23 protein-coding genes are annotated in these 26,960 nt (G+C 72.6%); 6 read left to right on the top strand and 17 right to left on the bottom strand.

Features of this window, described 5'->3' with window-relative positions; genetic code table 11:
* Positions 1 to 19: 19 nt before the first annotated feature.
* The 10 genes from J7W19_RS33065 to J7W19_RS20100 form a co-directional block, all read right to left on the bottom strand.
* On the bottom strand, positions 20 to 415 hold the full coding sequence (locus J7W19_RS33065) for a cytidine deaminase (RefSeq protein ID WP_004943778.1): 396 nt from the start codon (positions 413 to 415) through the stop codon (positions 20 to 22).
* Positions 412 to 1,704, bottom strand: a complete 1,293-nt coding sequence (locus J7W19_RS33060; protein ID WP_004943775.1) for an ABC transporter permease — start codon at positions 1,702 to 1,704, stop codon at positions 412 to 414. The genes J7W19_RS33065 and J7W19_RS33060 overlap by 4 nt, the downstream gene beginning before the upstream one ends.
* Positions 1,701 to 2,807 (bottom strand): ABC transporter permease, encoded by a 1,107-nt coding sequence (locus tag J7W19_RS20135; protein WP_004943771.1) that lies wholly within the window; start codon positions 2,805 to 2,807, stop codon positions 1,701 to 1,703. The genes J7W19_RS33060 and J7W19_RS20135 overlap by 4 nt, the downstream gene beginning before the upstream one ends.
* Positions 2,804 to 4,408 carry an ABC transporter ATP-binding protein gene (locus J7W19_RS20130; protein WP_004943768.1) on the bottom strand — a complete coding sequence of 535 codons (1,605 nt, stop codon included), beginning with the start codon at positions 4,406 to 4,408 and terminating at the stop codon, positions 2,804 to 2,806. Before J7W19_RS20130 ends, J7W19_RS20135 begins: the two co-directional genes overlap by 4 nt.
* Positions 4,409 to 4,662: 254 nt before the next feature.
* Positions 4,663 to 5,694, bottom strand: coding sequence for a BMP family lipoprotein (locus J7W19_RS20125; protein WP_004943765.1), 1,032 nt, complete (start codon positions 5,692 to 5,694; stop codon positions 4,663 to 4,665).
* Between the two features lie 140 nt (positions 5,695 to 5,834).
* Complete coding sequence (locus J7W19_RS20120; RefSeq protein WP_004943763.1) at positions 5,835 to 7,085, bottom strand: amidohydrolase; 1,251 nt, start codon at positions 7,083 to 7,085, stop codon at positions 5,835 to 5,837.
* 132 nt (positions 7,086 to 7,217) lie between these two features.
* Positions 7,218 to 8,564 (bottom strand): hypothetical protein, encoded by a 1,347-nt coding sequence (locus tag J7W19_RS20115; protein WP_004943761.1) that lies wholly within the window; start codon positions 8,562 to 8,564, stop codon positions 7,218 to 7,220.
* A gap of 13 nt (positions 8,565 to 8,577) precedes the next feature.
* Entirely contained in the window at positions 8,578 to 9,609 is a 1,032-nt protein-coding gene (locus J7W19_RS20110; protein WP_004943758.1) for an N-acetylneuraminate synthase family protein, read from the bottom strand.
* A 394-nt stretch (positions 9,610 to 10,003) separates the two neighbouring features.
* Entirely contained in the window at positions 10,004 to 11,209 is a 1,206-nt protein-coding gene (locus J7W19_RS20105; RefSeq protein WP_004943755.1) for an acylneuraminate cytidylyltransferase, read from the bottom strand.
* A 38-nt stretch (positions 11,210 to 11,247) separates the two neighbouring features.
* On the bottom strand, positions 11,248 to 12,603 hold the full coding sequence (locus J7W19_RS20100; protein WP_233478140.1) for a DUF6716 putative glycosyltransferase: 1,356 nt from the start codon (positions 12,601 to 12,603) through the stop codon (positions 11,248 to 11,250).
* 187 nt (positions 12,604 to 12,790) lie between these two features.
* On the opposite strand from J7W19_RS20100, the gene J7W19_RS20095 reads away from it, so the two are divergent.
* From J7W19_RS20095 to J7W19_RS20085, 3 genes are all read left to right on the top strand, one after another.
* Positions 12,791 to 13,777 (top strand): glycosyltransferase family 2 protein, encoded by a 987-nt coding sequence (locus J7W19_RS20095; RefSeq protein ID WP_040889480.1) that lies wholly within the window; start codon positions 12,791 to 12,793, stop codon positions 13,775 to 13,777.
* On the top strand, positions 13,777 to 15,132 hold the full coding sequence (locus J7W19_RS20090; RefSeq protein ID WP_004943746.1) for a polysialyltransferase family glycosyltransferase: 1,356 nt from the start codon (positions 13,777 to 13,779) through the stop codon (positions 15,130 to 15,132). Before J7W19_RS20095 ends, J7W19_RS20090 begins: the two co-directional genes overlap by 1 nt.
* Positions 15,133 to 15,305: 173 nt before the next feature.
* Positions 15,306 to 16,412, top strand: coding sequence for an acyltransferase family protein (locus J7W19_RS20085; protein ID WP_210455359.1), 1,107 nt, complete (start codon positions 15,306 to 15,308; stop codon positions 16,410 to 16,412).
* A 12-nt stretch (positions 16,413 to 16,424) separates the two neighbouring features.
* Here J7W19_RS20085 and J7W19_RS20080 read toward each other — a convergent pair whose 3' ends face one another.
* Entirely contained in the window at positions 16,425 to 17,075 is a 651-nt protein-coding gene (locus J7W19_RS20080; protein ID WP_040892880.1) for a TetR/AcrR family transcriptional regulator C-terminal domain-containing protein, read from the bottom strand.
* Positions 17,076 to 17,145: 70 nt separating this feature from the next.
* Between J7W19_RS20080 and J7W19_RS20075 the strand changes: the two genes are divergently transcribed.
* Entirely contained in the window at positions 17,146 to 18,654 is a 1,509-nt protein-coding gene (locus J7W19_RS20075; RefSeq protein WP_040892879.1) for an FAD-dependent monooxygenase, read from the top strand.
* Positions 18,655 to 18,731: 77 nt separating this feature from the next.
* Here the strand turns inward: J7W19_RS20075 and J7W19_RS20070 are convergent, their stop codons facing one another.
* Entirely contained in the window at positions 18,732 to 20,129 is a 1,398-nt protein-coding gene (locus J7W19_RS20070; RefSeq protein ID WP_004944488.1) for a GntT/GntP/DsdX family permease, read from the bottom strand.
* 482 nt (positions 20,130 to 20,611) lie between these two features.
* Complete coding sequence (locus J7W19_RS20065; RefSeq protein ID WP_004944490.1) at positions 20,612 to 21,175, bottom strand: gluconokinase; 564 nt, start codon at positions 21,173 to 21,175, stop codon at positions 20,612 to 20,614.
* A gap of 137 nt (positions 21,176 to 21,312) precedes the next feature.
* On the opposite strand from J7W19_RS20065, the gene J7W19_RS20060 reads away from it, so the two are divergent.
* Positions 21,313 to 22,014 carry a FadR/GntR family transcriptional regulator gene (locus tag J7W19_RS20060; protein ID WP_004944493.1) on the top strand — a complete coding sequence of 234 codons (702 nt, stop codon included), beginning with the start codon at positions 21,313 to 21,315 and terminating at the stop codon, positions 22,012 to 22,014.
* 26 nt (positions 22,015 to 22,040) lie between these two features.
* Here the strand turns inward: J7W19_RS20060 and J7W19_RS20055 are convergent, their stop codons facing one another.
* The 4 genes from J7W19_RS20055 to J7W19_RS20040 all read right to left on the bottom strand — a co-directional run bounded on the left by J7W19_RS20055 (position 22,041) and on the right by J7W19_RS20040 (position 26,280).
* The gene (locus tag J7W19_RS20055) at positions 22,041 to 23,528 is read right to left on the bottom strand and encodes a zinc metalloprotease (RefSeq protein WP_004944496.1); all 1,488 of its coding nucleotides are present in this window, start codon (positions 23,526 to 23,528) and stop codon (positions 22,041 to 22,043) included.
* 126 nt (positions 23,529 to 23,654) lie between these two features.
* Positions 23,655 to 23,957, bottom strand: a complete 303-nt coding sequence (locus tag J7W19_RS20050) for a hypothetical protein (RefSeq protein ID WP_004944499.1) — start codon at positions 23,955 to 23,957, stop codon at positions 23,655 to 23,657.
* A gap of 300 nt (positions 23,958 to 24,257) precedes the next feature.
* Entirely contained in the window at positions 24,258 to 24,527 is a 270-nt protein-coding gene (locus J7W19_RS20045) for a hypothetical protein (RefSeq protein ID WP_152262171.1), read from the bottom strand.
* 319 nt (positions 24,528 to 24,846) lie between these two features.
* Positions 24,847 to 26,280 carry an amidase gene (locus J7W19_RS20040; protein ID WP_078588015.1) on the bottom strand — a complete coding sequence of 478 codons (1,434 nt, stop codon included), beginning with the start codon at positions 26,278 to 26,280 and terminating at the stop codon, positions 24,847 to 24,849.
* Positions 26,281 to 26,500: 220 nt separating this feature from the next.
* Here J7W19_RS20040 and J7W19_RS20035 point away from each other — a divergent pair, with 220 nt between their 5' ends.
* Entirely contained in the window at positions 26,501 to 26,860 is a 360-nt protein-coding gene (locus tag J7W19_RS20035) for a hypothetical protein (RefSeq protein WP_004944510.1), read from the top strand.
* Positions 26,861 to 26,960 lie beyond the last annotated feature (100 nt).

Below are 26,960 nucleotides of genomic sequence, written 5' to 3'. Positions count from 1 at the left end.
CCGGCGCTTGAGGACATCTTCAACGATCGAGGTCGGCGGGCCCAAACGCGTCCGGGAGGAGCTCGGCCAGCGGGCGGATCCCGGAGGCCGTGTCCACGGCCAGCTCAGGGCCGCCGTGCTCCCAGAGGAGCTGGCGGCAGCGGCCGCACGGCATCAGGACGTCGCCGTTGCGGTCGCAGCAGGTGAAGGCGGTGAGCCGGCCGCCGCCGGAGGAGACGAGGGCGGAGATCAGACCGCACTCGGCGCACAGGGCGACGCCGTAGGCGGCGTTCTCCACATTGCAGCCGGTGACCACGCGGCCGTCGTCGACGACGGCCGCGGCACCGACGGGGAAGCCGGAGTACGGGGCGTAGGCCCGGGACATGGCGTCCCGGGCCTGCGCACGCAGATCCGCCCAGAGAGCGGGAGAGGTCACTTTCCTTGACCCTTTCGATAGGGCTTGCCGTCCGCCTTCGGCATCCGCAGCCGTTGCGAGAACAGGGACAGCACCAGCAGCGTGACCACGTACGGCGTGGCGTCCACGAACTCCAGCGGCACGGTGTCCGTCAGGGAGAACCAGACGAACAGGGCCACGGCCACGACCGCCGCGACACCGGCCGCCTTGACCTTGCCGCCCCGGTACCGGAAGACCGCGAGGCCCACCAGGAGCACGGCGATCAGCAGCAGCAGCGCGTGGACGGTCGGGCCGCCCGAGCGCAGCTGGAGGCTGTCCATGAAGCCGAACAGGCCGGCGCTCATGGCCACGCCGCCCGGCCGCCAGTTGCCGGAGATCATCGTGGCGAGGCCGATGTAGCCACGGCCGCCGGTCTGGCCGTCGGAGTACATGTGGGTGCCGATGGCGAGGAACGCGCCGCCGAGGCCGGCGAGGGCGCCGGAGACGACGACCGCCGCGTACTTGTACGTGTAGACGTTGACGCCGAGCGACTCGGCGGCCACCGGGCTCTCGCCGCAGGAGCGCAGGCGCAGGCCGAAGGCCGAGCGCCACAGCACGAAGAAGGTGCCGACGAAGAGCAGCGCGGCGACGATCGTCAGCCAGTCCACCTCGGAGACGAAGCCGCGCACGATGCCTGCGGCGTCCGAGACGAGGAACCAGTGGTGCTTCTCCACGTCGTGGAGCCAGTCGGCGAGACCGGGGATGGAGAAGTCGCCCATGTTGCTCATGACGGGCGACTGCTTGTCGTTGCCGCCCGCCTGCTGGGCGGCGCTGCCCTCGGCGCCGAACCACAGCTTGGCGAAGTACTGGGTGATGCCCAGCGCCAGGATGTTCATGGCCACACCGGAGATGATGTGGTCCACGTTGAAGGTGACGGTGGCGATCGCGTGCAGCAGACCGCCCAGCGCGCCGCCGACGACACCGGCCGCGGCCGCGACCCAGGGGCCGTGCTGCCAGCCCATCCAGCCGGCCGAGAAGGCGCCCAGCATCATCATGCCCTCGAGGCCGATGTTGACCACGCCGGCCCGCTCGGACCAGAGGCCGCCGAGGCCCGCGAGGCCGATCGGCACCGCCGCCGCGAGCGCCGAGCCGAACTGGCCGGAACCGGTCAGGTCGTTGGCACCGGTGATCGCGCGGAGCGCGGAGAGCAGGATCAGCGCGCCCGCCACGCCCAGCATGATGACGGGGTAGGAGAGCTTCCGCTTTCCGCCGTCGCCCTTGTTCTTCCCGCTCAGCCGGTCGGCGAGCCCGGAGGTGAAGGTGGTACTCACGCGGAAACCTCCGCCTTGTCGCTCTTGCGGGCCTGGGCGGCGAGCTCCTCGCCGACCTTGCGCTGCTGGGTCTTGAGGCCGTAGCGCCGCACGATCTCGTAGGCGATGACGACGCAGAGGACGATGACGCCCTGGATCACGCCGACGATCTCCTGGGCGTAGCCCTCGAACTCGAGCTGCGTGCCGGTGCGGTCCAGGAAGCCCCAGAGCAGGGCGCCGAGCGCCATGCCGATGGGGTGGTTGCGGCCGAGCAGGGCGATGGCGATGCCGGTGAAGCCGATGCCCGTGGGGAAGTCGGTGCCGTAGTTGTACGAGACGCCGAGCAGGGTCGGCATGCCGACGAGGCCGGCGACGGCGCCGGAGAGCAGCATCGAGGTGATGATCATGCGCTTGACGCTGACGCCGCTGGCCTGGGCGGCCGACTCGGACTGGCCGACGGTGCGCAGGTCGAAGCCGAAGCGGGTGCGGCCCAGGATGAACCAGTAGGCCAGGCCCGCGACGGCCGCGACGATCACGAAGCCGTAGATCGGCTTGGGCGTGGTCGGGATCTCGAAGAAGTGCGCCGAGTCCGGCAGGTAGGGCGTGTGGATCAGGTTGCCCTCCTTCTTCGCCAGCCGGCCGTCCTGGAGGAAGTAGCCGATCACCGAGGCGCCGATGGCGTTCAGCATGATCGTGCTGATCACCTCGTTGACGCCGCGGGTGGTCTTCAGCAGACCCGCGATGCCCGCCCAGACGGCGCCGACCGCCATCGCCACGATGATGATGATCGGGATCTGGATGATGCCGGGCAGCGTGAGCGCGCCACCGACGACGGCGGCGAAGAAGGCCGCGATGCGGTACTGGCCGTCGACGCCGATGTTGAAGAGATTCATCCGGAAGCCGATGGCGACGGCCAGCGCGGACAGGTAGTACGGGGTCGCCTTGTTGATGATCCAGACCTGGCTGTCGCTCTTCGAGCCGAAGTCCACCATCACCTGGTAGGCGTGGAACGGGTCCTTGCCGGTGGCCGCGATGATGACCGAGGTGATCGCGACGGCCGCCACGATCGCCAGCAGGGGCGCGGCGATCCCCAGGATGATCTTGTTCTTGTCGAACTTCTTCACTTGGAGTCGCCTCCTTCCGCGCTGTCGCTGTCGTCGTTGGTGCCGTCGGCCGGGGCCGGCGGCTCTTCGGGGGTCTCGGGGTTCTCGTCGTGCTCGAGGTGCCCGGTCGCGGCGCCGGTCATGGCCGAGCCCAACTCCTCCGGGGTGATGGTGGCGGGGTCCGCGTCGGCGACCAGGCGGCCGCGGAACATCACCCGCAGGGTGTCGGAGAGCCCGATGAGCTCGTCCAGGTCGGCAGAGATCAGCAGCACCGCGAGTCCCTCGCGGCGCGCCTCGCGGATCTGGTCCCAGATCTGCGCCTGCGCGCCGACGTCCACACCGCGGGTGGGGTGGGCGGCGATGAGCAGCTTCGGCTTGTGGCTCATCTCGCGGCCGACGATCAGCTTCTGCTGGTTGCCGCCGGACAGCGAGGCCGCGGTGACCTCGATGCCGGGCGTGCGGACGTCGAACTCGCGGACGATGCGCTCGGTGTCGGCCCGCGCGGCCTTGTTGTCGAGGAGCGCGCCCTTGCTGTTGGGCTTCTCCGTGACGTGGCCCAGGATGCGGTTCTCCCACAGCGGGGCTTCCAGCAGCAGGCCGTGGCGGTGCCGGTCCTCGGGGATGTAGCCGATGCCGCCCTCACGCCGCTTGCGGGTCGGCGTGTGGGTGATCTCGGCGCCGTCGAGGGTGACGGTGCCGCGGTCCGGGTCGCGCATGCCCATGATCGTCTCGACCAGTTCGGCCTGGCCGTTGCCCTCCACACCCGCGAGGCCCAGGACCTCGCCCTTGTGGATGGTGAAGCCGATGCCGTCGAGGACGGTCCGGACGACGCCGTCGGAGTCGGTGGCCGACAGGTGCAGGCCCTCGACGGTGAGCATCGGCGTATCGGTGACCGTGGACTCGCGGGTCTCCGGCGACGGCAGCTCCTCGCCGACCATCAGCTCGGCGAGCTGCTTGGGCGTGGTCTCGCTGGGGACCGCGGTGCCGACGGTGGTGCCGCGGCGGATGACGGTGATGTCGTCCGCGACGGAGAGCACCTCGCCGAGCTTGTGCGAGATGAAGATGACCGTCAGGCCCTCGGCCTTGAGCTCGCGCAGGTTGTCGAAGAGCGCGTCGACCTCCTGCGGGACCAGGACGGCGGTCGGCTCGTCGAGGATCAGCGTGCGCGCGCCCCGGTAGAGAACCTTGAGGATCTCCACGCGCTGGCGGTCGGCGACGCCGAGGTCCTCCACGAGGACGTCGGGGCGGACGCCGAGGCCGTACGCGTCGGAGATCTCCTTGATCTTCTTGCGGGCCCTGCCGCCGATGCCGTGGAGCTTCTCGGCGCCGAGGACGACGTTCTCCAGGACGGTCAGGTTGTCGGCGAGCATGAAGTGCTGGTGCACCATGCCGATGCCGCGCGCGATGGCGTCGGCCGGGCTGTGCAGGCTGACCTGCTCGCCGTCGAGGGTGATGGTGCCCTCGTCCGGCTTCTGCATGCCGTAGAGGATCTTCATCAGGGTGGACTTGCCGGCGCCGTTCTCGCCGCAGAGGGCGTGGACGGTGCCGCGGCGGACCGTGAGGCAGATGTCGTGGTTGGCCACGACGCCCGGGAACCGCTTGGTGATGCCTTGCAGTTCCACCGCGGGAGCGGTGCCGCTGCTGGACTCTTTGCTGGACGCTTTGATGGCGCACTCTCCTCGGGGAAAGGGAGCGGGGGTGACACCGGGGTGTCCACCGGGTGGGGGCACGGTGGAGATCTCCGGACGGGCGGGGGTGACGCTACACGCGACAACTGCACGCTACGCGCGTAGCGTTGGCGCGTATGTGCGGGCCCGGCGAGGGTGTTCCCCGCCGGGCCCGGTCAGCCGGACGGCCGGCCGGAGCCGGCCGTGGGTTACGGCTTGTCCTTGACCTTGACCTGACCGTCCGCGATCTTCTTCTTCGCGGCCTCGATCTTGTCCTTGATGTCGTCGATGAAGCCGCCCGAGGTCACCAGCGAGACGCCGCCGTCCTTGAGCAGGTAGGTCTTCTGGCCGGTCAGCGGCTTGCCGTCCTTGACGCTCTTGACCAGGTCGAACACGGCCACGTCCACGTTCTTCACCACGGAGGTGAGGATGTGGTCCTTGTACTTGGCCAGGCCCGGGAGCTGGTACTGGTCGGAGTCCACGCCGATCGCCCAGGCGTCCTTCTGACCCGCGACGGCCTCGATCGAGCCGTTGCCGGAGAGGCCGGCCGCGGTGTAGATCACGTCGATGCCCGAGTCGAGCATGCCCTTGGCCTTGTCCTTGGCGGCGGCCGGGTCGTTGAAGCCCTTGTCGTTGTTCGGGTACAGGTACTGCGAAGTGATCTGCGCCTTGGGGTCGGTGTCCCGGACGCCCTGCTCGAAGCCCGCCTGGAACTTCTGGATGAGGGCGTTGTTCACACCGCCGATGAAGCCGACCTTGTGGGTCTTGGACTTCAGGGCGGCGGCGACACCCGCGAGGTAGGAGCCCTCGTGCTCGCCGAAGGTGATGCTCGCGACGTTCTTGCCCTGGGCAACCGAGTCGATCACGGCGAAGGTGGTGTCCGGGTGGTCCTTCGCGACCTTCTCGATCGACTTCTGGTAGTTGAAGCCGACGCCGATGACGGGGTTGTACCCGGCCTCGGCCAGCGAGTTCAGCCGCTGCTCGCGCTCGGCCTCCGTCTCGCCGTTCTTGGCCGTCATCAGGCGGTTCGGGACGCCCAACTCCTTCTCGGCCTTGTCGGCGCCACGGGCGGCGGACTCGTTGAAGGAGTGGTCGTCACGGCCGCCGACGTCGAAGGCGAGACCGAGACCCTTGTCCTTCTTGCCGCTCGACTCGGTCGAGGACTCGCCACAGGCGGTGAGGGTGAATGCGAGAGCCGCGGTGGCAATGCCCGCGACAGTGATGGTGGATACCCGGCGCACGAGGGCCCCTTCACTCGAAGCGCCTCCATTGGCGCTGGTTCGGAGGGATCGTAACGCGCGTAGATGGCCTGAAAAGGGCTAGTCCCAAGCCGTTATCGGATCGTCGCGAACCGAACTCGTTCGCGAAACGACCACGAAACCTACATTTGATTGCGATCAAGCAAAGCGGCCGCCGTGAACAGCTCCACTCCGACCTGGATGGCCCCCTCGTCGACGTCGAAGTCACCGCGGTGCAGATCACGGGCCTTCGAGTCGCCCACCGGGCGGACGCCCAGCCGGGCCATGGCCCCGGGCACCCGCTCCAGGTACCAGGAGAAGTCCTCCCCGCCCAGGCTCTGCTGGGTGTCCTCCACCGCGTCCGCGCCGCGCCGCGCCGTCATGGCCCGGCCCAGCAGCCCGGCGATCTCCCCGTCGTTGACCACCGGGGGGACGCCGCGGATGTAGGTGATCTGCGACTTGGCGCGGTGCATGGCGGCCACCTCGTCCACGGCGGCGTGCACCAGGTCGGGGGCGTCCCGCCAGGCGTCGATGTCCAGGCAGCGCACGGTCCCGGAGAGCTCGGCGCGCTGCGGGATGACGTTGGCCGCGTGCCCGGCCTCCAGCCGTCCCCAGGTGACGGCGAGGCCCGCCCGGGTGTCGATCCGGCGCGCGAGCAGCGCGGGCACCTCGGTGGCCACCTTGGCCGCGGCGGTCACCAGGTCGGTGGTCAGGTGGGGGCGGGCGGTGTGGCCGCCGGGGCCGTCCAGCGCGACCTCCAGCTTGTCGCAGGCGGAGGTGATGGGCCCGGTCCGCAGCCCGATCCGGCCGACCTCGACCTTGGGGTCGCAGTGCACCGCCACGATCCTGCCGACGCCGTCCAGGGCGCCGTCCTCGATCGCGTCCAGGGCGCCGCCGGGCAGCACCTCCTCGGAGGGCTGGAAGATCAGCCGGACGGGGTGCGGCAGCAGCCCCTCCTCGGCCAGCGCGGCCAGCACCAGACCGGCGCCGAGGACGACGGTGGTGTGCACGTCGTGCCCGCAGGCGTGGGCCGCGCCGGGGACGGTGGAGCGGTACGGGACCTGCTTGGTGTCGGGGATGGGCAGCGCGTCCAGGTCGGCCCGGAAGGCCAGCACCGGGCGGCGCGAGGCGCCCGGCCGGGAGCGCCCGATGTCGCAGATCAGCCCGGTGCCGGAGGCCAGGGTCCGGGGCCGCAGCCCGGCCTTCTCCAGTCTGGCCCTGAGCGCCGCGGTGGTACGGAACTCTCGGTGCCCCAGCTCCGGGTGCATGTGCAAGTCCCGCCGGAAGGCGATGAGTTCGGCGCGCAGCTCGGCCGGAAGACGGCCGGGCAGCGCGCCGGCCAGGTCGCCTTCAAGATCGTCGACGGAGGTTTCGGGTGCGGCTTCACAGGGCATCAGGTGATTCACCCTTTGAAGAGTAGAGCCCTTCACAGGGCAACTGCCCTCCGATCATGAAAAGTTCAGCCGCATGGATGGGTCACGAGGGGGGTATGACCCGTATTTACGGCGTACCTTTGCGAGACACCGTCAGGTGGTACTCGCCCGGGCGGACATCCGCGGTAGGCGGTGCACACCGCGGGCGCTGCCGGTGACCCGGGAGAGGAAGCCCTCGGCGCGCGGCGAGGCGTGGGCGGTGAGCCAGCCGGGGTCGACGTCGCAGACGGCGACGGTCACCCCGGTGCCCGCCAGCGCGAGCGGCAGCGTGTGCACGACGGTGGACGGGAAGCTCAGCACCGTGCGCCCTATCGGTCCGCGGCGGGCGATCAGTTCCAGGGGCAACTCGGGCCGGACGACCTCCAGGCCGAGCCGTCCGGATATGAGGCGCAGCTTGTCGGTGTTCTCGCGGCGATGCGCGAAGTACCGGGTGGCGCCGTGCTCCCCGGCCAGCGCGGTGACGGCCTCCAGATAGCGCTCCGCGTCCACGATCCCCGTCTCGACCAGGGACGTTCCCACCAGGTCCGTGCTCCGGGTGAGGCGCGGCGGGCCGAAGGCCGCGCGGGTCCACGCGAAGGCGTTGGCCGTGACGGCCACTCCCGGGGGTGGTTCGACCGGCATCGACGTGAACAACTCCACACTTCGGCGGTTGTTCGGAGTGAGCATCCGGCGCGCCGAAGCGGAGACCGGCGCGAAGACGACGTCACGCGCTCCCCATCCACCCCGTCCGCCCCGGTAGCGGTGCCAGCGTACGAACCGTTCCCCGCGCGCGAGTTGGCCGACGAACTCCATGGTGGCCGTGCCGTCGTCGACCACCACCAGCTCCCTGGCCCGGGTGAGGGTCAGCAGCAGCTGCACATAGCGGGAGAACGGGTCCCCGATGACGACGCGGCGGGCGGCGCGCAGCGGCCCGGCCAGCCCGCCGATCGTCTGCACCGGCGCCCCGGCACCGCCGCGCGCCTCCTCCCAGCGCAGCCGGTACCCCTGCGCACGGGCCAGCTCGGCCATGCGACGAAGCTGACCGCGGGTCATGGGGTCGTGGGGGGCGAGGACGACGATGACGGTGTCGTGCGTGGGGGGCGGGCCGTACGTGCTGTGGGCGCCGGGGGTGGTGTCGGTGCCCGGGGTGGTGTCGGCGCCCGGGGTGGTGTCGGTGCCGTCGGTGGGGCGCCGGTCGGCGGTGTGGCGGTCGGCGGTGTGGCGGTCGGTCTGGCGGGGGACGCCGACGCTGAGCAGGCCGGTGGGGGACGGTGGCGGCGCGGGGGGCGGCGCGGGAGGCGCACTCGCGCGTGCGTGCGCCCACTCCAGGACGTTGAGGAGCTGGACGGGGCTCTCGACGAAGGCCAGGGTCTCGGCCGGGCCGGAGTCCCGTTCGCCGGCCGGATCTCCGCGCCGCCGGGGGCGCTCCGGGTCCACCGCGTCGTCGGCGGGTTCGGTCATCGGCCGGCGCCCGTCAGACCGCGGCCGGTTCGCGGTCACCGGCGGAGTCGGACCGGTCGCTGCCGCGGGCCCCTGCGGCCTCTTCGGCCGGCTCGCCCCGTTCGGCTCGTTCGGCCCGTTCGTCCGCCTGCGCGACGACGCCCGGCACCCGTCGGAGCTTCCGCATCGGGGCCAGTTCGCTCTCGTACACCCGCTTCACTCCGTCCCCCAGGGACTCCTCGACCACCCGGATGTCGCGCACCAGCCGCTGCAGACCGCCCGGTTCGACGGAGGCGGCCTGATCGGAGCCCCACATGGCGCGGTCGAGGGTGATGTGCCGCTCGACGAAGGCGGCGCCGAGGGCCACGGCGGCCAGCGTGGTCTGGAGGCCGGTCTCGTGACCGGAGTAGCCGATGGGGACGTTGGGGTACTCGGCCTGGAGGGTGTGGATGACCCGGAGGTTGAGCTCGGCCGCCCGCGCCGGGTAGGTGGAAGTGGCGTGGCAGAGAACGATGTTCTCGCTGCCCAGCACCTCGACCGCGTGCCGGATCTGCTTCGGGGTGGACATCCCGGTGGACAGCACGATCGTGCGGCCCGTGGCGCGCAGGGTGCGCAGGAGTTCGTCGTCGGTGAGCGAGGCGGAGGCGACCTTGTGCGCCGGGAGGTCGAACTTCTCCAGGAAGGCGACGGATTCGACGTCCCACGGCGAGGCGAACCAGGCGATGCCGCGCTCCCGGCAGTGCTCGTCGATCCTGCGGTATTCGTCCTCCCCGAACTCCACCCGGTGGCGGTAGTCGATGTACGTCATCCGGCCCCAGGGGGTGTCCCGTTCGAGTTCCCATTGACTGCGCGGAGTGCAGACCTCCGGGGTCCGCTTCTGGAACTTGACCGCGTCACAGCCCGCGTCCGCCGCGGCGTCGACGAGGGCGAGCGCGGTACCGAGGTCACCGTTGTGGTTGATGCCGATCTCGCCGGTGATGTAGACGGGGTGACCAGGGCCGACGGGGCGGTCACCGAGGTGACGGGTGCGGGCGGCGGGGCTGGTGAGGGGGGCGGTGGAGGCCATGGGGAGGGTTTCCTTCGTGTGGGGACGGTGGTGCGGGGCGCTGGGCGCTGGGCCCGCGGGTGGTGTCCGGACCGCGCCGAGCACGGACCCGCGGGCGGTACGGGACGGGTGCGGAGTGCGGACCTCCTGGGGGCGGTACGGGGTGTGCCGGGTGCGGTGTCCGCGCGGTCGTACGGGGTGTTCGGGTGGCGTCCGGAAGAGGCCGGGGGCAGGGTGAGCGCTGGGTTGTCCGGTGGCGTCGGGCGTCGGGCGTCGGGCGTCGGGCGTCGGGCGTCGGGCGTCGGGCGTCGGGCGTCGGGGCAGGGTCGGCGCCGGGGTGCTTGCTCGCGGCGAGGGGCGCGGGTGCTCGGCGGGGTATCCACTGGGTGGCGGTGGCGGGGCGTCGCGGCGTGGGTCAGAGCTCCGGGCCCAGGATCCGTCCCGCCAGCTCGCGGACCGCGCCCGCTCCCCCGGGCGTACGCGTCACCGCGCGGGCCGCGGCGCGTACGGCGGGGTGGGCGTCCGCGACGGCCACGGGCCAGCCGACAAGGCGGAGGCAGGGCAGGTCGTTGACGTCGTTGCCGGCGTACAGCACGCGCTCGGGGGCGATGCCCTCCTCCGCGCACCACTCCTTGAGCGCGGCGTCCTTGTGGTCGGTGCCGTGCACGACGGGCACCCGCAGCTTGCGGGCGCGGGCGGCGACGACGCCGTTCGCCTCGGTGGAGAGGATCAGCACCGCCAGCCCCGCGCGCCGCAGCGCGGCGACGCCGAGGCCGTCCCCGCGGTGCACGGCGACGAACTCGCGGCCGTCGGCGTCGACCAGGACCCGGTCGTCGGTCTGCGTGCCGTCGAAGTCGAGGACGACGGCGTCGATGTCGGCACGCCCGGGGAAGCCGTCGGAACCACCGGTGGCGGGCTGCCGCGCGGGCGCGTCCGCGTCCAGGAGGGGCGCGAGGGCACGGGCGCGCGCCAGGTCGGCGGGATCGTCCACTTCCAGGACGCGCGCGGGGTCGGTGCGGACCGGTTCGACGCGGCCGAAGAAGCGGTGCCGCGCGGCGCGGAACCCGTCGGCGCGCATGGCGTAGGCGGCGCCGGTCTCCAGCAGGTCCTGCGGGCGGTCCTGGCGGCGGGGGCGGTGGGACGCGTCGTGGTTGACGCCCCGGGCGCCGGCGGGTGCGGGCGCCTCGCGCCACAGGAAGCCGTGGAACGGCGCCACCGTCACCGCGCAGTCCGCCTCCCGCCGCAGGACGGGCGCGGCGACGCCGTCGATGTCGCCTGCGGTGACGAACGGGCTGGTGCACTGCACGAGGAGGACGGTGTCCACCGCCTGTCCGGACTCCGCTTCGTACGCGTCCAGGGCGTGCAGCACCGCGGCCTCGCTGGTGGCCGTGTCGCCGGCCAGCGCCGCGGGCCGTTCGACGACCTCCGCGCCGGCCGCGCGGGCCGCGGCGGCGACGGCGGGGTCGTCGGTCGAGACGACGACGTCGGTGACGAGCGCGGCGGCCCGGCAGGCGCGGACCGCGCGGGCGACGAGCGGTATCCCGCCGACGGGCGCCAGGTTCTTGCCCGGCACCCCCTTGGACCCGCCGCGGGCGGGGACGACGGCGAGGACGGAGGGCATCGGGGACTCCTCGGGTTCGGGTGCTCCGGCCGGTGTGCTCACAGCTCTCCCATCCGCCGGATGACGGGCGCCACCCGCTGCACCCCGTGCCGGTACGCCCCGCGGGCCGCCCCGCGCAGGACGTCGCGGCCGGCGCGGCGCAGGGCGCTCCGGCCGGGCGGGGGCGCGGCGCGGCCCGGCAGCGGGCGCCCGTCGGGGGCGAAGCCGTGGCGGGCGAGGACGGCGGGAAGGTAGCCGGGGGCCGTCTCGGGTGTGTAGTACGGGCTCGGGGGCGGCAGCCGGTCGCGGGCGACGAGGTCGGCGACGCGCCGCCGGGCGGCGTCGAACGCCCGCTCGTACGGCCGGTCGGCGGCCACGCCCTGCCGGGCCAGCCACTCCGGCTCGGCCTTCGGTAGCCGTCCGGCGTCCAGGTGGTCCCAGGAGGTGAGGCAGCCAGAGCCCAGGAAGTGGTGGTTGCCGAGCCGTTCGCGGATGCCGAGGTCGGTGAGGACGGCCGTGGGGACCGCCCGGTGCAGGGCTTCCAGGGCGGCGGTGGAGCTGACGGTGACCAGCAGGTCGGTGCGGTCCAGGACCGCGCCCATGTTGCCGTACACCAGGCGGCAGTTGGCGGGCAGGCCGCCGGGCAGCCGGGTGGCGAGCTTCTGGTACGGGTGCTCCTCGATGTGCGTCGTGTGCTCGCCGGGCTTGCTGCGCAGCTTGATCAGCACATCGCGGCCGGGGTGCGCGCGGGCGTGCCCGGCGGCCCTGCGGAGCAGGTACAACCGGTCCGCCCTGCTCTCCGGGACGGACGGCTGGGCGGCGAACACGACGGTGTACGGGCGCACTTCGCGGGGCGCGGGCTCGTACGGGCGCCCCCCGAGGAACGGCAGGGCGCACTCCGTGACGCCGTCCGCCGGGGCGCCGACCCCCTCATAGACCGCGCGGAAACGCTCCGCGTCATGCCGGGAGTTGGCGAGGACGACGTCGGCGCCGTGCCGCAACAGCAGTCCGTCGGCAAGCTTTTCGTAGACGACGCCGACGTACCCGGTCACGACGACCGGCCGCCGCTCGGCGCCGGTCCAGGCCCGGGCGAGCGCGTGCAGCATCGCCTGGACGGTGCCGCCGACACAGGCGAGGAGCACGACGTCGTACGGGGGCCGGCCGGCCGCGGCCGTGAACTCGGCGGCCGTCACCTCGCGCAACGCGTCGGCCCGCACGCCGACTTCGGTGAGCTGGCGGCGGGTGGGAGTGGCCCGCCCGCGCAGCAGGAAGCCGTCCAGCCCGGCGCCGGGGGCGAGCCGGTGCGCGGTGAGCGCTCCCCATTTCCACCGGGTGTCGGAGTCCGCGAGCACGGCGACGCGCGGCGGGGAAGCGGAATGCGGGGGCGCTGCGTGAGCGGAGGGCGCTGAAGGCACGGAACCGACGATAGGAATGGATCCGGTTTGGCTGACCAACGCGAGCGCAACACTCGGTAAACAGCGCACCGACACCCGGCGAAGCGGTTGACGCGCGCACCCGGTTCATCGTTCCGCCGCACTTCGTTCATCCCGGATTACGGCGACGGACAGAACGAATGCCGGGGCGTCACCTAACGTGACGCGGGTGGTCAAGCTCTCCGTCATCGTGCCGTTCTTCAATGTGCAGACGTATGCCTCGGACGCGCTGCGCAGCCTGAATGCGAACTCCCGCGAGGATTTCGAATTCATTTTCGTCGACGATTGTTCGACCGACGGTACGTCCGCGCTTCTGGAACGAGCCCGGGACGACATCCCCGGGGTGGTGCTGAAGCGCCACGAACGGAACGGCGGCCTGGCCACCGCCCGGAACACCGGACTCGACGCCGCCCGCGGCGAGTACGTGACCTTCCTGGACGGCGACGACTGGCTCGCACCCGGCTACTACGCGCGGTTGGTGCAGGTCATCGAGGATCTGGGGGTGGATTTCGTGCGCACCGACCACGTCAGCTGCACGGGCCGGAACCGCACCCTCCAACGCGTCCCGGACGGCCGCCGCGGGGTCGTCCTCGATCCGCGCGACGCGATACTCCCCGCCGACCGCTCCACCTCCGTCGACTACCCGTACGCCTGGGCCGGCATCTACCACCGCAGGCTGCTGGACGACGGACTGCTGCATTTCCCGCACGGCCTGCGCACCGCCGAGGACCGGCCCTGGATCTGGCGGCTGCACCGCGAGGCCCGCAGTTTCGCGATCACCGGACTGCTCGGTGTCTTCTACCGCCGCGGAGTGACCTCCTCGCTCACCCAGATCGGCGATGTGCGGCAACTCGATTTTCTGCGCGCGTTCGATCAGGTGCTCGACGAAACACGCCGGGACCGCGACGCCGACGCGCTGCTGCCGAAAGCCGTGCGCACCTATTGCGCGATCATTTCCCACCACCTCGGTTCCATCGAACGCTTCGAACCCGAAGTCGCCCGCACCCTGCGGTCGATGAGTGCCGCCGCGATGAAACGGATGCCCCCGGCATTGCTGAACGACGCCCTGAACGCCATGGACGCCGACCGGGCGGGCCGACTGCGCAGGCTGCGCCGCCGGCCCGTCCCCGCGCCCCGCGCGGGGGTGCCCACCTGATGCCCGGCCACCCGCGTACGGCCCAGATCTTCCTGGCCTCCACCCTCTACGGCGCCGCGACCCTCGCCGCCGCCCTCGACGCCGGCCTCTTCCCCACCGCCGGCCGCCGGCTGCTGCTCGTCGCCAACAACGCCGCCGTCCCCGAGACCAGCCCCGGCCTCGACCGGGCGCCCGGCTTCGACCGGCTGCGCACCCGCTTCGACGACGTCCTCTCCTGGAACGACGCGATCAGCCCGCTCCACCCCGGCGGCTGGTCCCCGCGCCCCGATGACGCCCCGCTGTGGGAGCGGCACCTGCGGCTGCTGTGGGACCTGGGGACGGACGACGTCTCGCTCGTCCTCGAGTCCCTCCAGGTCGACCCGGCCCTCGCGATCGCCCGGATCTTCCCCGACGCCCCGCTGGACGTCTACGCGGACGGGCTGATGAGCTACGGCCCCACGCGCGACAAGCTCGACCCGCTCGTCGGCACCCGGGTGCGCCGGCTGCTCCACCTCGACCTCGTTCCGGGCCTGCGCCCGCTGCTGCTGCGGGAGTTCGGGGTCCGACCGGAGATCGTCCCCGGCGACGTCGTCACCAAGGTGCTGGCCGAACTGGCCGACGCCACCCCGCTGCCGCCCGCCCCGGAGGGCGCCGCGCTGCTGCTCGGCCAGTACCTCTCGGCGCTGGGCATCCTCACGCCCGAGGAAGAGGAGCGGCTGCACGTCCGCATGCTGCGGGGCGCGGCCGGGCGCGGCCACCGGGACGTCGTCTTCAAACCGCACCCGACGGCCCCCGCCCGCTGGTCGCGGCTGCTGGAGGACGAGGCCGGCCGGCTCGGCGTCCACCTCACAGTGCTGGACGGCACCGCGCTGGCGGAGGCGCTGTTCCAGCGGCTGCGGCCCGCCCTGGTGGCCGGCTGCTTCTCGACCGCGCTCGTCACGGCGCGCGCCTTCTACGGCCTCCCGGCCGCCCGGACCGGCACGGACCTGCTGCTCGACCGGCTCTCACCGTACGAGAACAGCAACCGGGTGCCGGTGACGATCGTCGACGCGCTGCTGCCCGCGCTGGAGGAGGCGGCGGACGGCGGCGCGGCGCCGCCGGACGCGTCCGAACTCAACGCCCTGCTGTCGGCCGTGGGTTACGCGATGCAGCCACGCATCCGCCCCGACCTGCGACCGGCTGCGGAGCGCTACCTCGCGCACCAGCTGACCGCTCGTACTCGCCGTTATTTCAAGCGGCGCCGCCTCACGGCCCTTGCCCTGCCCGGCGGTCTTCCCGCCCGCCTCGCCTTCCTCCCGCGCAACTCGGCGGTCCGCCGGCTGGCGCGCCGGGCCCGGGCGGTGCGGCGGAGGCTGCACGGGAAGGGTCGCAAGTGACGACCGGAGGCGAGCCCCCGCACCCCCGAAGCGCCCTGCGGGTGCTGTCCTCAAGCGCCGGACGGGCTGGATATCGCGCCCGGGCGCACGATTCAGCCCGTCCGGCGTTCGAGGACGAGCGGCGGAGCCGCGACAAGGGGGTCTGGGGCGCAGCCCCAGGAAGCGGCGAAGGGGTGGGGCCGGGGCACTCCACCCCCCGCCACCACCCCCGCCTCACCGCCCTCGACGCCCTCCGCCTCATCGCCGCCCTCATGGTCGCCCTCTACCACTACGGCGGCCGAGGCGGCCAGATCACCACAGCGTGGGGAAGCTCCCCACGCCACCAATTCCCCCACCTGTCACAAGCGTTCGCCTACGGCTGCCTAGGCGTCCAACTCTTCTTCGTCATCAGCGGCTTCGTCATCTGCATGAGCGGCTGGGGCCGCTCCCTCCGCTCCTTCACCGCCTCCCGCGCCGCCCGCCTCTACCCCGCCTACTGGGCGGCGATCCTGCTGGTCACCGCCGCCTTCGCGCTCCCGCTCGCCCGGCATTACGGCGGCTCGGTGTCCACCAGCGACATCCTCGTCAACCTGACGATGCTGCAACAGCCCGTCGGCGCGGAGCGGGTCCTCGGCGTGTGCTGGACGCTCTGGGTGGAGGTCCGCTTCTACGCGCTGTTCGCGCTCTTCGTCGTCCTGCCGGGCGCGACCCGGCACCGCGTCGTCCTCTTCTGCGCGGTGTGGACGCTCGCGTCGGCGCTCACCACGGCCGCGCACGCCGAGGCGCTCAAGGTGGTGGTGATGCCGGAGGAGTCGTCGTTCTTCATCGGCGGCATCGGCCTCTACCTCGTCCACCGGTACGGCCACTCGCTGACGGCCTGGGGCATCGTCGCGGTGAGCTTCCTGGTCGGCCAGCACTACGCGGTGGCGGGCCTGTGGCACCCGCCGGGCCCGCACCACTTCTCGTACCGCTCCCCCGTCGTGATCATCGCGGTGCTCGCCCTGGGGTACGCGGCGGTCGCGGCCGTGGCGGTGCGGGGCGCCCGGTGGCCGTCCTGGCGGTGGCTGACGGTCGCGGGGGCGCTGACGTACCCCTTCTACCTGGTCCACGAGCACCTGGGGTGGCTCGTGGTGCAGGTGCTGCACCGGAGGCTGGGGATCCCGTCGTACGGGGTGCTGGTGCTGACCGTGGGGCTGATGCTGGCCCTGGCCTGGGTGCTGCACGTGGGAGTGGAGCGGCGCCTGACACCCCTGTTGCGGCGCGGACTGGAAGCGACACCTCAGGCGACGGACAGCCGCTGACGCCCGCCCCCGTCAGCCCGCCCGCCCCCGCGTCGCCGCGATCCCCGCGACGATCGCGGCCAGCCCCGCCTCGAACCCGGCGTCCGCGTCCCCGAAGAGTTCCGGTCCCGCCGCGGCGGCGAGCGGGAACTCCGCCAGCCGTTCGGCGCGTTCGGTCACATCGATGCCCTTGACGCCCCGCTCCGGATCGTCCGCCGCCGACTGCTCCTCGATGACATACCCGATCGTGAAGCAGTACACGGTGTAGTACGCGCGCGCGGCCTCTCCCGGCGTGAAGCCGGCGCCGACCAGCGACGCGAGGTACCGCTCCATCGGAACGGCGTACGACGTGTCGGTGAAGCGGGTGCCGCTGTAGACCTTCGCGCCGTCGCGGTAGGTGAGCAGCACCCGCCGCAGCGCCCGGTGGCTGCCGGCCAGCATCTCCTGCCACGTCGCGGGTGCGAATCCGCCCTCCACCTCCTGGAGGGCGGTCATCCGGCGCAGCATCTCCGTGGCCATGGCGTCCAGCAGGTCCTGCTTGTTCTTGAAGTGCCAGTAGAGCGCGGGCGCCTGGACGTCGAGCTCCTTGCCGATGCGGCGCAGGGTCAGCCCTTCCAGACCCACGTCGTTCAGCAGCTCCAGTGCGGTGCTCACCACTTGGTCGCGGTCCAGTCGATTTGCCACCTTGACAGCTTAACGCCGTTCAGTCGATGCTTAACAACGTTAAATTGAACGCCGTTAAGGGGGCTCCACCATGTCCGTTACATCTGTTACGCCCGTCACGCCTGCCGAGGCCCCGGAGGTGCTGATCGTCGGCGCCGGGCCGTCCGGCCTGGTCCTGGCCTGCGTCCTCGCCGAGCAGGGCGTCCCGTTCCGCCTGGTCGACGCGGGCGAGCAGGGGTTCGTCGGATCGCGCGGCAAGGGCATCCAGCCGCGGACGCTGGAGCTCCTCGGGACGCTCGGCGTCGTCGACCGCTTCCTCGCGGACGGCGGCCCCGCGCCGATGATGAGCAGCTGGCGGGACGGGGAGATGGTCGCCGAGTGGGACATGTTCACCCGGGTCGAGCCGACGCCCGACGCGCCCTACGGCCAACCATTGCTGCTGCCGCAGTGGCGCACCCAGGAGCTCCTGCGGGAACGACTCGGCGAACTCGGCGGCAGGGTCGAGTTCGGCACCCGGCTCATCGGGCTGGCGCAGGACGGGGACGGCGTCACCGCGCACCTGGAGACCGCGGACGGCGCGTCGTCCACCGTCCGCGCCTCCTGGCTCGTCGGCACGGACGGCGGGCGCAGCACCGTGCGGACCCTGCTGGGCACCCCGTTCACCGGCGAGACGGTCGACCCCACGCCGATGCTGGTGGCCGACGTCCACCTGGAGGGGCTGCCGCGGACGCACTGGCACACCTGGCCGGACCACCCCGCCGGCATGGTGGGCATCTGCCCGCTGCACGCGACGGACGCCTTCCAGCTGATCGCCGCCTTCCGGGACGGCGAGCCGGACCCGTCGCCGGACGGCGTCCGGGCGCTGATCGCGGAACGGACCGGGCTGACGGCCGGGGCGGTGGACTGGGCCTCGGTCTTCCGCGCCCGGGCGGCCATGGCGGAACGGTTCCACGACGGCCGGGTGTTCCTCGCCGGGGACGCCGCCCACGTGCACTCCCCCGCCGGGGCCCAGGGGCTCAACACCAGCGTCCAGGACGCGTTCAACCTGGGCTGGAAGCTGGGACACGTGGTGCGGCACGGCGCGCCGGACGCGCTGCTCGACTCGTACGAGGCGGAGCGGCTGCCCGTCGCGGCGGGCGTGCTCGGCCTGAGCACCCGCATCCACCGGGGCCCCGGGAAGGAAGGGCTGAAGCTGACCACGCGCCGCGGCCGCGACGCGCACCAGCTCGACCTGCACTACCGCGAGAGCCCGCTCAGCCGCGAGACACGCACCGGCCTCGCCGACGACGCGCCGCGCGCGGGCGACCGGGCGCCGGACGCGCCGTGCGCGACGGAGCCCGGCGAACCGGTGCGCCTCTTCGACCTGTTCGGGAGCGGGCACTACACCCTGCTCGCGGTCGGCCGCGCGGCGGAGGACGAGGTTCCGGCGGACGTCGCCGGGCCGCTGGTGCGGATCGCGCGTCTGACGGACGTGGACGGGCACCTGGCGCGGGCCTACGGGCCGGGGCTGTTCCTGATCCGGCCGGACGGCTACATCGGGCTGGCCGCGGAGGACGCGGCGGAGGTGCGGAAGTACCTGGCCGAGGTGGCCGGGGCGTAGTCCTCGGAGACGGGCGAGGGGTGGGGGCCCGCCGCCCCCACCCCTCGCCCGCCGCTCTTAGATCACCAGCGACAGCCTTAGATCACCAGCGACAGCAACATCACGAACCCCAGCCCCACCACGGAGATGATCGTCTCCATCACCGACCAGGTCTTGAGCGTCTGCCCGACCTCCAGGCCGAAGTACTCCTTCACCATCCAGAAGCCCGCGTCGTTCACATGGCTGAAGAAGACCGAGCCGGCACCGACGGACAGGACGAGGAGGGCGGTGTGGGTGGTGCTCATGTCGGCCGCGAGCGGCGCCACCAGCCCCGCGGCCGAGATGGTGGCCACGGTGGCGGAGCCGGTCGCGAGCCGGATGCCGACCGCGATCAGCCAGGCCAGGAGCAGGGCCGAGACGGACCAGTCCTTGGAGAAGTCGAGGATCATCCGGCCGACGCCGACGTCGATCAGCGTCTGCTTGAAACCGCCGCCCGCGCCGACGATCAGCAGGATGCCGGCGATCGGGGCCAGGGACTTCTCGACGGTCGAGGCCAGCCGGTCGCGGCCGAAGCCGGCGGCCCGGCCGAGGGTCACCATGCCGACGAGAACGGCCGCGAGCAGCGCGATCAGCGGGGAGCCGACGACGTCCGCGACCCGCTGGACGTGGTCCTTCGGATCGTCCACGACGACGTCCACGAGCGCCTTGACCAGCATCAGCACCACCGGCAGCAGGACGGTGGCCACGGTGACGCCGAAGCCCGGGCGGCGCTCCAGGTCCTCGGACGGGCGCTGGGGCATCAGCTTCTCGGGCGGCGGCACGTCCACCCAGCGGGCGGCGAAGCGGGAGAACAGCGGCCCGGCGATCACCGCGGTCGGCACGGCGATCAGCGCGCCGAGCGCGAGGGTCACCCCGAGGTCGGCCCCGATCGCGTCGATCGCGGCCAGCGGCCCCGGGTGCGGCGGGACCATGCCGTGCATCACGGACAGACCGGCCAGGGCCGGGATGCCGATGCGCATCAGGGAGAACCCACCGCGCTTGGCCACCAGCAGCACCACGGGGATCAGCAGCACGATCCCCACCTCGAAGAACAGCGGCAGTCCGATGACCCCGGCGATGAGGACCACGGCCCAGGGCATCGACCGGGCACTCGCCCTGGCCAGGATCGTGTCCACGATCTGGTCGGCGCCGCCGGAGTCGGCCAGCAGCTTGCCGAGTATCGCGCCGAGGGCGATGAGGACGCCGACCCCGGCGACCGTGGAGCCCAGACCGGCGCTGAAGCTGGCGATGGCCTTGTCCAGCGGTGCCCCGGCGGCGGCGCCGAGCACCAGCGAACCGATGGTCAGCGCCAGGAAGGCGTGGAGCCTGAGGCGGGTGATGAGAAGGACGATGACGGCGATGCCGGCGAGGACGGCGATGCCCAGCTGTGCGTGGCCCGCCGAGGTGATCGGTTCGGCGGGGGCCGCGGCCAGCATCTCGACGCTGAGAGTGCTCACGGGGCTTCCTTGGGTGTGTTGGGGGCACGGCGGGGGCCGCGGGGGTGCGGGCCCCGCCGGGGCGGGGTGGCCGGGCTCCGGGTCCGGGTTCCGGGTCCGGGTTCCGGGTCCGGGTCTGGGGGCGGGGGCCAGGGCCCGGGGGCCAGGGCCCGCGGCGGGGCGCGGTGGCGCTTGGGGCTCGGGTGCCGGGTGGGACGTTGGGTAGCGGTGGGGGCGGCGCGGGGTGGCGGTGGTGCGGTCGCCGCGAACGGTGCGGGTGGTGCGGTCGCCGCGGGCGGTGCGGTCGCGCGGGTACGACGCGGTCGCGCGGGTGCGGCGGCAGTCGCGCGGGTGTACGACGCCGGGGGCGCCCCGCCCGTCGTACCGTCACGGTCCGTTCAGGATCGGCCCGTTCCCGTCCGGCCGCGGCGGCCCGGGGTGTCCGCCCTCCGGTGCCTACCGGCGCGGCCGGCCCGCCGTTCCGGCGTACCGCCGTACCCGCGTCACACGTGCCGCAAGGCGGCGACCGCGCGCTCGGCGATGACGGCCGCCTCCGGGGCGACATCCACGGCGACACCCGCCTCGTCCGCGCCCAACGGTTCCAGCGTCGCGAACTGCGAGTCCAGCAGCCGGGTGGTCATGAAGTGCCCCTTGCGGGCGGCCATCCGGCCGGCGATCAGCTCCCGGCCGCCGGTGAGGTGCAGGAACACGACGCCCGGCGCGGCGGCCCGGAGCCGGTCGCGGTACGCGCGCTTGAGCGCGGAGCAGCTGACCACTCCGCCCCGGTCCGTCCGGTCGCGCGCCCAGGCGCCGATGGCGTCGAGCCAGGGGGCCCGGTCGGCGTCGTCCAAGGGGACGCCGGACGACATCTTGGCGATGTTCGCGGGCGGGTGGAAGTCGTCGCCCTCGGCGTAGGGAACGCCCAGGGCGTCCGCCACGAGGGGGCCGACGGTGGTCTTGCCGGTACCGGCGACGCCCATCACGACGACGACCCGAGAGGCCGCCGGAGGTGTGCGGGCGCCGGACGCCCCGTCGCCGGGGGCGGCTCCGCTGTCGGCGGTGGTCATGTGCACCTCACTGTCTCCGGCGTCTTCCTCGGCGCCGGCTGCCGCTCCACTGAACCTGATGAAGTACGACGTATCAAGCCTCTGTGACCCAAACGTCATACTTAATCGGGGTCGCCATGGACACGTAGGCTGGTCCCATGGCCAACCATGGGCAGGGACCGCACGCACGGGTGCTGGAGTCCCTGGGACCCGCGATCACGGCGGGCGCATACCCGTCGGGGAGCGTGCTGCGCACGGACGAGCTGGAGGAGCGCTTCCGGGTCTCGCGCACGGTCGTCCGCGAGGTGATACGCGTCCTGGAGTCCATGCACCTGGTCAGCTCGCGGCGGCGGGTCGGCGTGACGGTGCTGCCGCCCGAGGAGTGGAACGTCTACGACCCGCAGGTCATCCGCTGGCGGCTGGCCGGCCCGGACCGGCCCCGGCAGCTGCGGTCGCTGACCGTGCTCCGCTCGGCCGTGGAACCCGTCGCGGCGGGCCTCGCCGCCCGCCTGGCCACCCCGGAGCAGTGCGCCGAACTCACCGAGCACGCGCTCGGGATGGTCGCCACCTCACGAGGCCAGCAACTGGACGCCTATCTGCTGCACGACATCGCGTTCCACCGGGTCGTGCTGCGCGCCTCGGGCAATGAGATGTTCGCCCGCCTCGGCGATGTCGTCGCCGAGGTGCTCACCGGCCGGACCCGGCATCAGGTGATGTTCACCGACCCGGATCCGGCCGCGGTCACCCTCCACGTACAGGTGGCCGAGGCGGTCCGGCTGCACGACGCCGAGCGCGCGGAGGCGCTCACCCGGGAGATCGCGACGGGCGCGATGGCCGAGCTGGACATCCTGGCGCCGTAGCCCCCCGCGCGGCGGGCCGCCCGGCGTCACTTCGCGGCGTGGCGGCCCGCCCGGCGCGCCTTCCGGGTGGCCGCTCCCCCGTGCCGTCCCGTCTTCCGGCCGCTCCGCCCCGCCTTGCGGCCGAGGAACCGGACGAGCGAGCGCGCCGGCCGCACCAGGGCGAGCAGCAGTCCGGCGATCGGCAGGGCGAGCAGCACGATCTGCAGGCAGGCCGAGACCATGCCGAGGACCTGGTGGCCGGACGCGCCCGCGTTCTCCAGCAGCCACCGCGCCTTGTGCCAGTCGGCGGCGAGGAGTTGGGGCAGATTGAGCAGGAGGATGCCGACCTGGAGCGCGAGCACCGGGATCAGACACAGCACCCAGCACGCGACCACGGCCTGAGGCCATCGCTTGAGGGCGCGGAGCCGCTCGTCCGCGGGGCGCCGGAGCAGCACGCGCTTGAGGATGGGCCCGATGTAGGAGAAGAGGTCGGGGATGCCGACGAGGTCGGCGACGATGTAGTAGCCGTCGAACCGCAGCGTGGGGAGCAGCTGTTGGACGATCTCCAGGTTGACGGCGACGATCGCGACCAGGAGCGGCTGGAATCCCGTGGCCGCGTAGAGGCCCAGCAGACCGAGGACGAACAGCGCGTTGAAGTAGACACCGCCCAGGTCGGCCCGGATCCGCCCGGCCCGCCCCAGGCGGTAGGAGTTGGTGATGTCGGTGTAGAAGGCGGGCCAGACGAGGTAGATGCCGCAGCCCATGGCGCCGGGCCGCACCCCTCCGTACCGGCACGCCGCGCCGTGCCCCCACTCGTGGAAGACGCAGGAGGCTATGGCCAGGAACACCACGAGGAGGACGCTGCCCGGGGCGGTGAGCACCGCCTGGAGGGCGGTCACGGTCTCCGGGGACATCCACACCCATGTCTCACCGACCACGAAGACGCAGACCGCGAGGTACACCAGGAAGGGGTGGAAGAGCCAGGCGAAGAGGCCGGAGACGAACCAGGTGACGCGCTCGGGCAGCACCGCGAGCCGGAACCGGAAGGCGAGAAAGGGGTCGCTCCGGCGGGCCGGCGGGGGCGGGGAGCCGTCGCTGTAGGTGGTGACGGCGAGGGGGGCGAGCTTCTCGTCGATGAGGTACGCGATGTGTTCGGCGGTGAACCGCCGTCCGGTCTCCCGGCTCAGCTCGTCCGCCACGCGCGCCAGGACGGGGTCGCCGTCCGGAGCCTTCGTCTCGCCCTTCGGAGCGTCCTCGTCCGGAGGCCGCTCCGACGAACGCTGATCACGGCGACCGTCGCCGCGGCCGTCCAGGGCGCGTACGACCTGGTACAACAGCCCGGGCAGCCGCACCAGTTGCCCGTCGGGGCGGCAGACCAGCTGCGGCGGGTCGCGGTAGCCGGACCCCTCGAACTCGCCGACGAGCTCGGTGCCGGGTACCAACCGGGGTTCTCCGGCCGCCCGCCGGTCCGGGAGCGGCCGCCGCCCCGGCGGGGATCCCGCGCGGCCGGCGCCCGGGACGAAGGGCAGGGTCATGGATGCTCTCCGAAAGGGTGTCGGGCGACGGTTCCCCTGGCACAGCGGGGGAAGGCCGAGGACACACGGCCCTCCCCCACCGGGCGAGTGCGGCGCTCCGCTACCGGGCCGGTGGCCCGGGAGCGATCAGTGGCTGGAGATGGCCGCGGGGGTGCAGGTGACGCTGGTGGTCGTGTTCTGGGACGGGAGGCCGAGCGACCCGAGCAGGCCCGCGGTCTGCGGGTGGTCGAGGGACTGGCAGGACGACAGCACCGTGGTGCCGTGGTCGCCGCCGCCGTTGGCCGACGCGCTGGACAGGCTGCCGGCGGCGCTGCCGGCACCGCCGTCGCCGGGGCCGAACGGGACGGCCATGATGCCCATGACCGTACGCTCGGGCAGCACCTCGCCGGAGACTCCGGCGAGCTCTTCGAAGCTGATGAGGTTGTCCATTCCGTTCCCTTTCTCTGGACGTGGGACGTACCGGATGCCCTGGGACGTACTGGATGCCCTGGGAATGCCCTGATGGACCGCACTCGCCGGGCCTCCGCACCCGGCCGCCGGACCGACGGGACCGAGTGCTCCATCCCCGGCCGGACGGTCTCCGGGGATGAGACCTTGGATATCTGGGTGGAAGCGGGCAACACCGCCGCGCCGCGTACGGTGACGTCGCCGATGTCGGGGCGGAAGGTCTTCGTCGGTTTCGGTGCGGTGCGGGTGATGCGGTGTGGTGCGCGGTGCTTCCGGGTGCGATCAGCGCGTGGAGATCCCCGCGGGGATGCAGGTGACCGTGTGCCCCGGGGTGCTGGGCGCGAGCCCCAGCGCCGCCAGGAGCCCGGGACTACCCGCGTCCTGCCGGTACTGGCAGGCGTAGACGACGGTCGTACCGTGCTCGGATCTGACCAGCATGGGGTACAACGACGGATCCGCGCTCCCCGCCGGCAGGCTCGACAGGACCGTACGAGGCGGCAGCACCTCGCCCTGGAGCGCGGCGAGCTCCCCGAAGGTCACAGCGGTTCTCATCGTCATCCCTCCCTCCGGACGGCGCCGTTCCATCCAGTCCCACCGACCGCCAGGCACCGCTGCCCGGCACGCCGACGGGGACCTCTCTGGCCCCGCCATCCCGCAAGGAGGCTAGCGCCCGATACGTATCGCGAGCACGGCATCACTCGACGACTCACTCGGACGGGTTGCGTCTGGGCCCGGATTGGGCATCTACGGCATGTCGGGCGCAAGGCCGGGAAATAATAGGGATTTACAGGAAGAAACCACCCTTCCTGTCGCGGTGCCGAAAGAAGAAACCTTCCCCCTCAAGGGAGTTCAGGTCCCGTCACCCGGTGCCCTACGCCACGGCCCGCCCCACGCCCCAGTCGGCGACCGGCCGGCGCTCGAACCACCGCTCCTCCTCTTCCAGTTGCGCGGCGAGGGAGACCAGCAGCGGCTCGGCGCCGGCCGGGCCCAGCAGTTGCGAGCCGAGCGGCAGGCCGTTCTCGGTGAACCCGGCGGGGACGTTCACGGCGGGCCAGCCCAGGACGTTCCACGGCCAGGCGTACGGACACGCCGTGATCATCAGGGAGTTCGTCTCCCGGCCGGAGAGCCCGTCCAGCGCCCCGACGGGCAGCGGCGGCGCGGCCGTGGTCGGCGTGAGCAGTGCGTCGTAGCGGCCGAACAGGGCGTTCATCCGCCCCCGCAGGGGTGCTTCCGCCGCGCGCGCCGCGCGCAGGACGGCGCCGCCGAGCACCAGTCCGCCGCGCGCGTTGAGGTGCGTCCGCCCGTCGAGCAGCCGCCGTTCGGGCACCCTGCCCGCCCACTCGCGCACCCCGGACATGGACCGGGGGACGAACGTCAGCCCCACCGGCCCGAACCGCGGTTCCTCGGGCACCACTTCATGCCCCAGCGCCTCCAGCCGCTCCGCCGTCCGCAGGGTCGCGGCCCGCACCCGAGGGTCGAGCCGGTGCCGTACCGCGGCGAACGCCGGCCGCAGCGAGAGGGCGATCCGCAGTCGCCGCGGGGTGCGCTCCAGGGCGGCCACGACGTCGACCGCCGCGGGCCGGTGCAGGTCGCCGGCGTGCGAGCCGCTCGCGGCGGCCAGCAGCAGCGCCGCGTCGGCGACCGTCCGTGCCAGCACTCCGCCGCAGGTCAGCCCGCGGAACGCCTCGCGCTCCGGCCACGCGGAGATCCGTCCCCGCTGCGGTTTGATCCCGACCAGGTGGGTCCAGGCGGCCGGAATGCGGACGGATCCGGCGCCGTCCGAGCCGAGGGCCGCGGGAACGATCCCGGCGGCGACGGCCGCCGCCGAGCCGCCGGACGAACCGCCGGGGGTGTACGCGGTGTTCCACGGGTTCCGTGTCACCCCGAACGCGGGCCCCTCGGTCACCGGCCACTGCCCCAGCTCGGGCGTGTTGGTCTTCCCGACGATCACGGCCCCGGCGGCGCGGAGCCGGCGCACGGCCTCACTGTCGGCCCGCTTCACCGGGAAGTCACCGGGGCAGCCGAAGGCGGTGGGCAGACCGGCCATGTCCATGTCGTCCTTGACGGCCACGGGCACACCGAGCAGCGCTCCCCGCTCCCCCGCCCGCAGCCGCCGGTCGGCCGCGTCGGCGTCGCGCAGGGCATCCTCGCCACGCACCCACCGGAAGGCGTTCAGCGTCCCTTGCGTCACTTCTATCCGTCGCAGCGCCTCTTGTGCCAACTCCCGTGCCGACACCTCACCTTGCGCCAACGCACGCCCCAACCCCACAGCCCCGTTCGACTCACAGCTCCCGTAGCGCGCCACCGCAAGCCCCTTCCCCGCCGGACCGTCCCCTCTCACGGTAGGCGCGCGTATCCGGACGGGACGAGCCCGCGGAAGAGGAGAGTTGCGTCACACGGATGGCGCTTCAGGGGGCGCGTGGCCCGGCAATTCCGTCGCCGGTTTCCGTCCTTCTCGGTAAAGTCCCCGAAACCGCCCGCCGTGGTTGCGCGGTGCGGACCGATAGCGAAACCGGAACCGGACCATGATCAGTCGCACCGCCCCTGCCACCACCACGCTCTGGCGCCCCGTCGGGCCCGCGGAGCTCGCCCTGCTGGAGGAGCTCGACTGGCGGGCCTGGCCGCCGCGGCTTCCGGAGCAGCCGATCTTCTATCCGGTGCTCAACGAGGACTACGCGATCAGGATCGCCCGGGACTGGAACGTCCGCCACGACGGGGCCGGATATGTGACCCGCTTCGAGGTGGACACGGAATTCCTGACCCGGTACCCGGTGCGCCAGGCCGGCGGCCGGACCATTCTCGAACTCTGGGTCCCGGCCGAGGAGCTGGATCTCTTCAACGCGCATATCGTCGGAACGATCCAGGTCGTGCGTTCCTTTTCGTGACGGAGTAACGCCTGTCCGACCGCCGCGCGTTGACGATCGGCCGACGTCGCGGCCCGGATGGCGACCGGCGCGGGCCCGGACTCGAACACTTCCAGGAAGG

Source organism: Streptomyces mobaraensis NBRC 13819 = DSM 40847 (assembly GCF_017916255.1).
Lineage (GTDB): Bacteria > Actinomycetota > Actinomycetes > Streptomycetales > Streptomycetaceae > Streptomyces > Streptomyces mobaraensis.
This window is presented reverse-complemented; position numbering and strand designations above follow the sequence as displayed.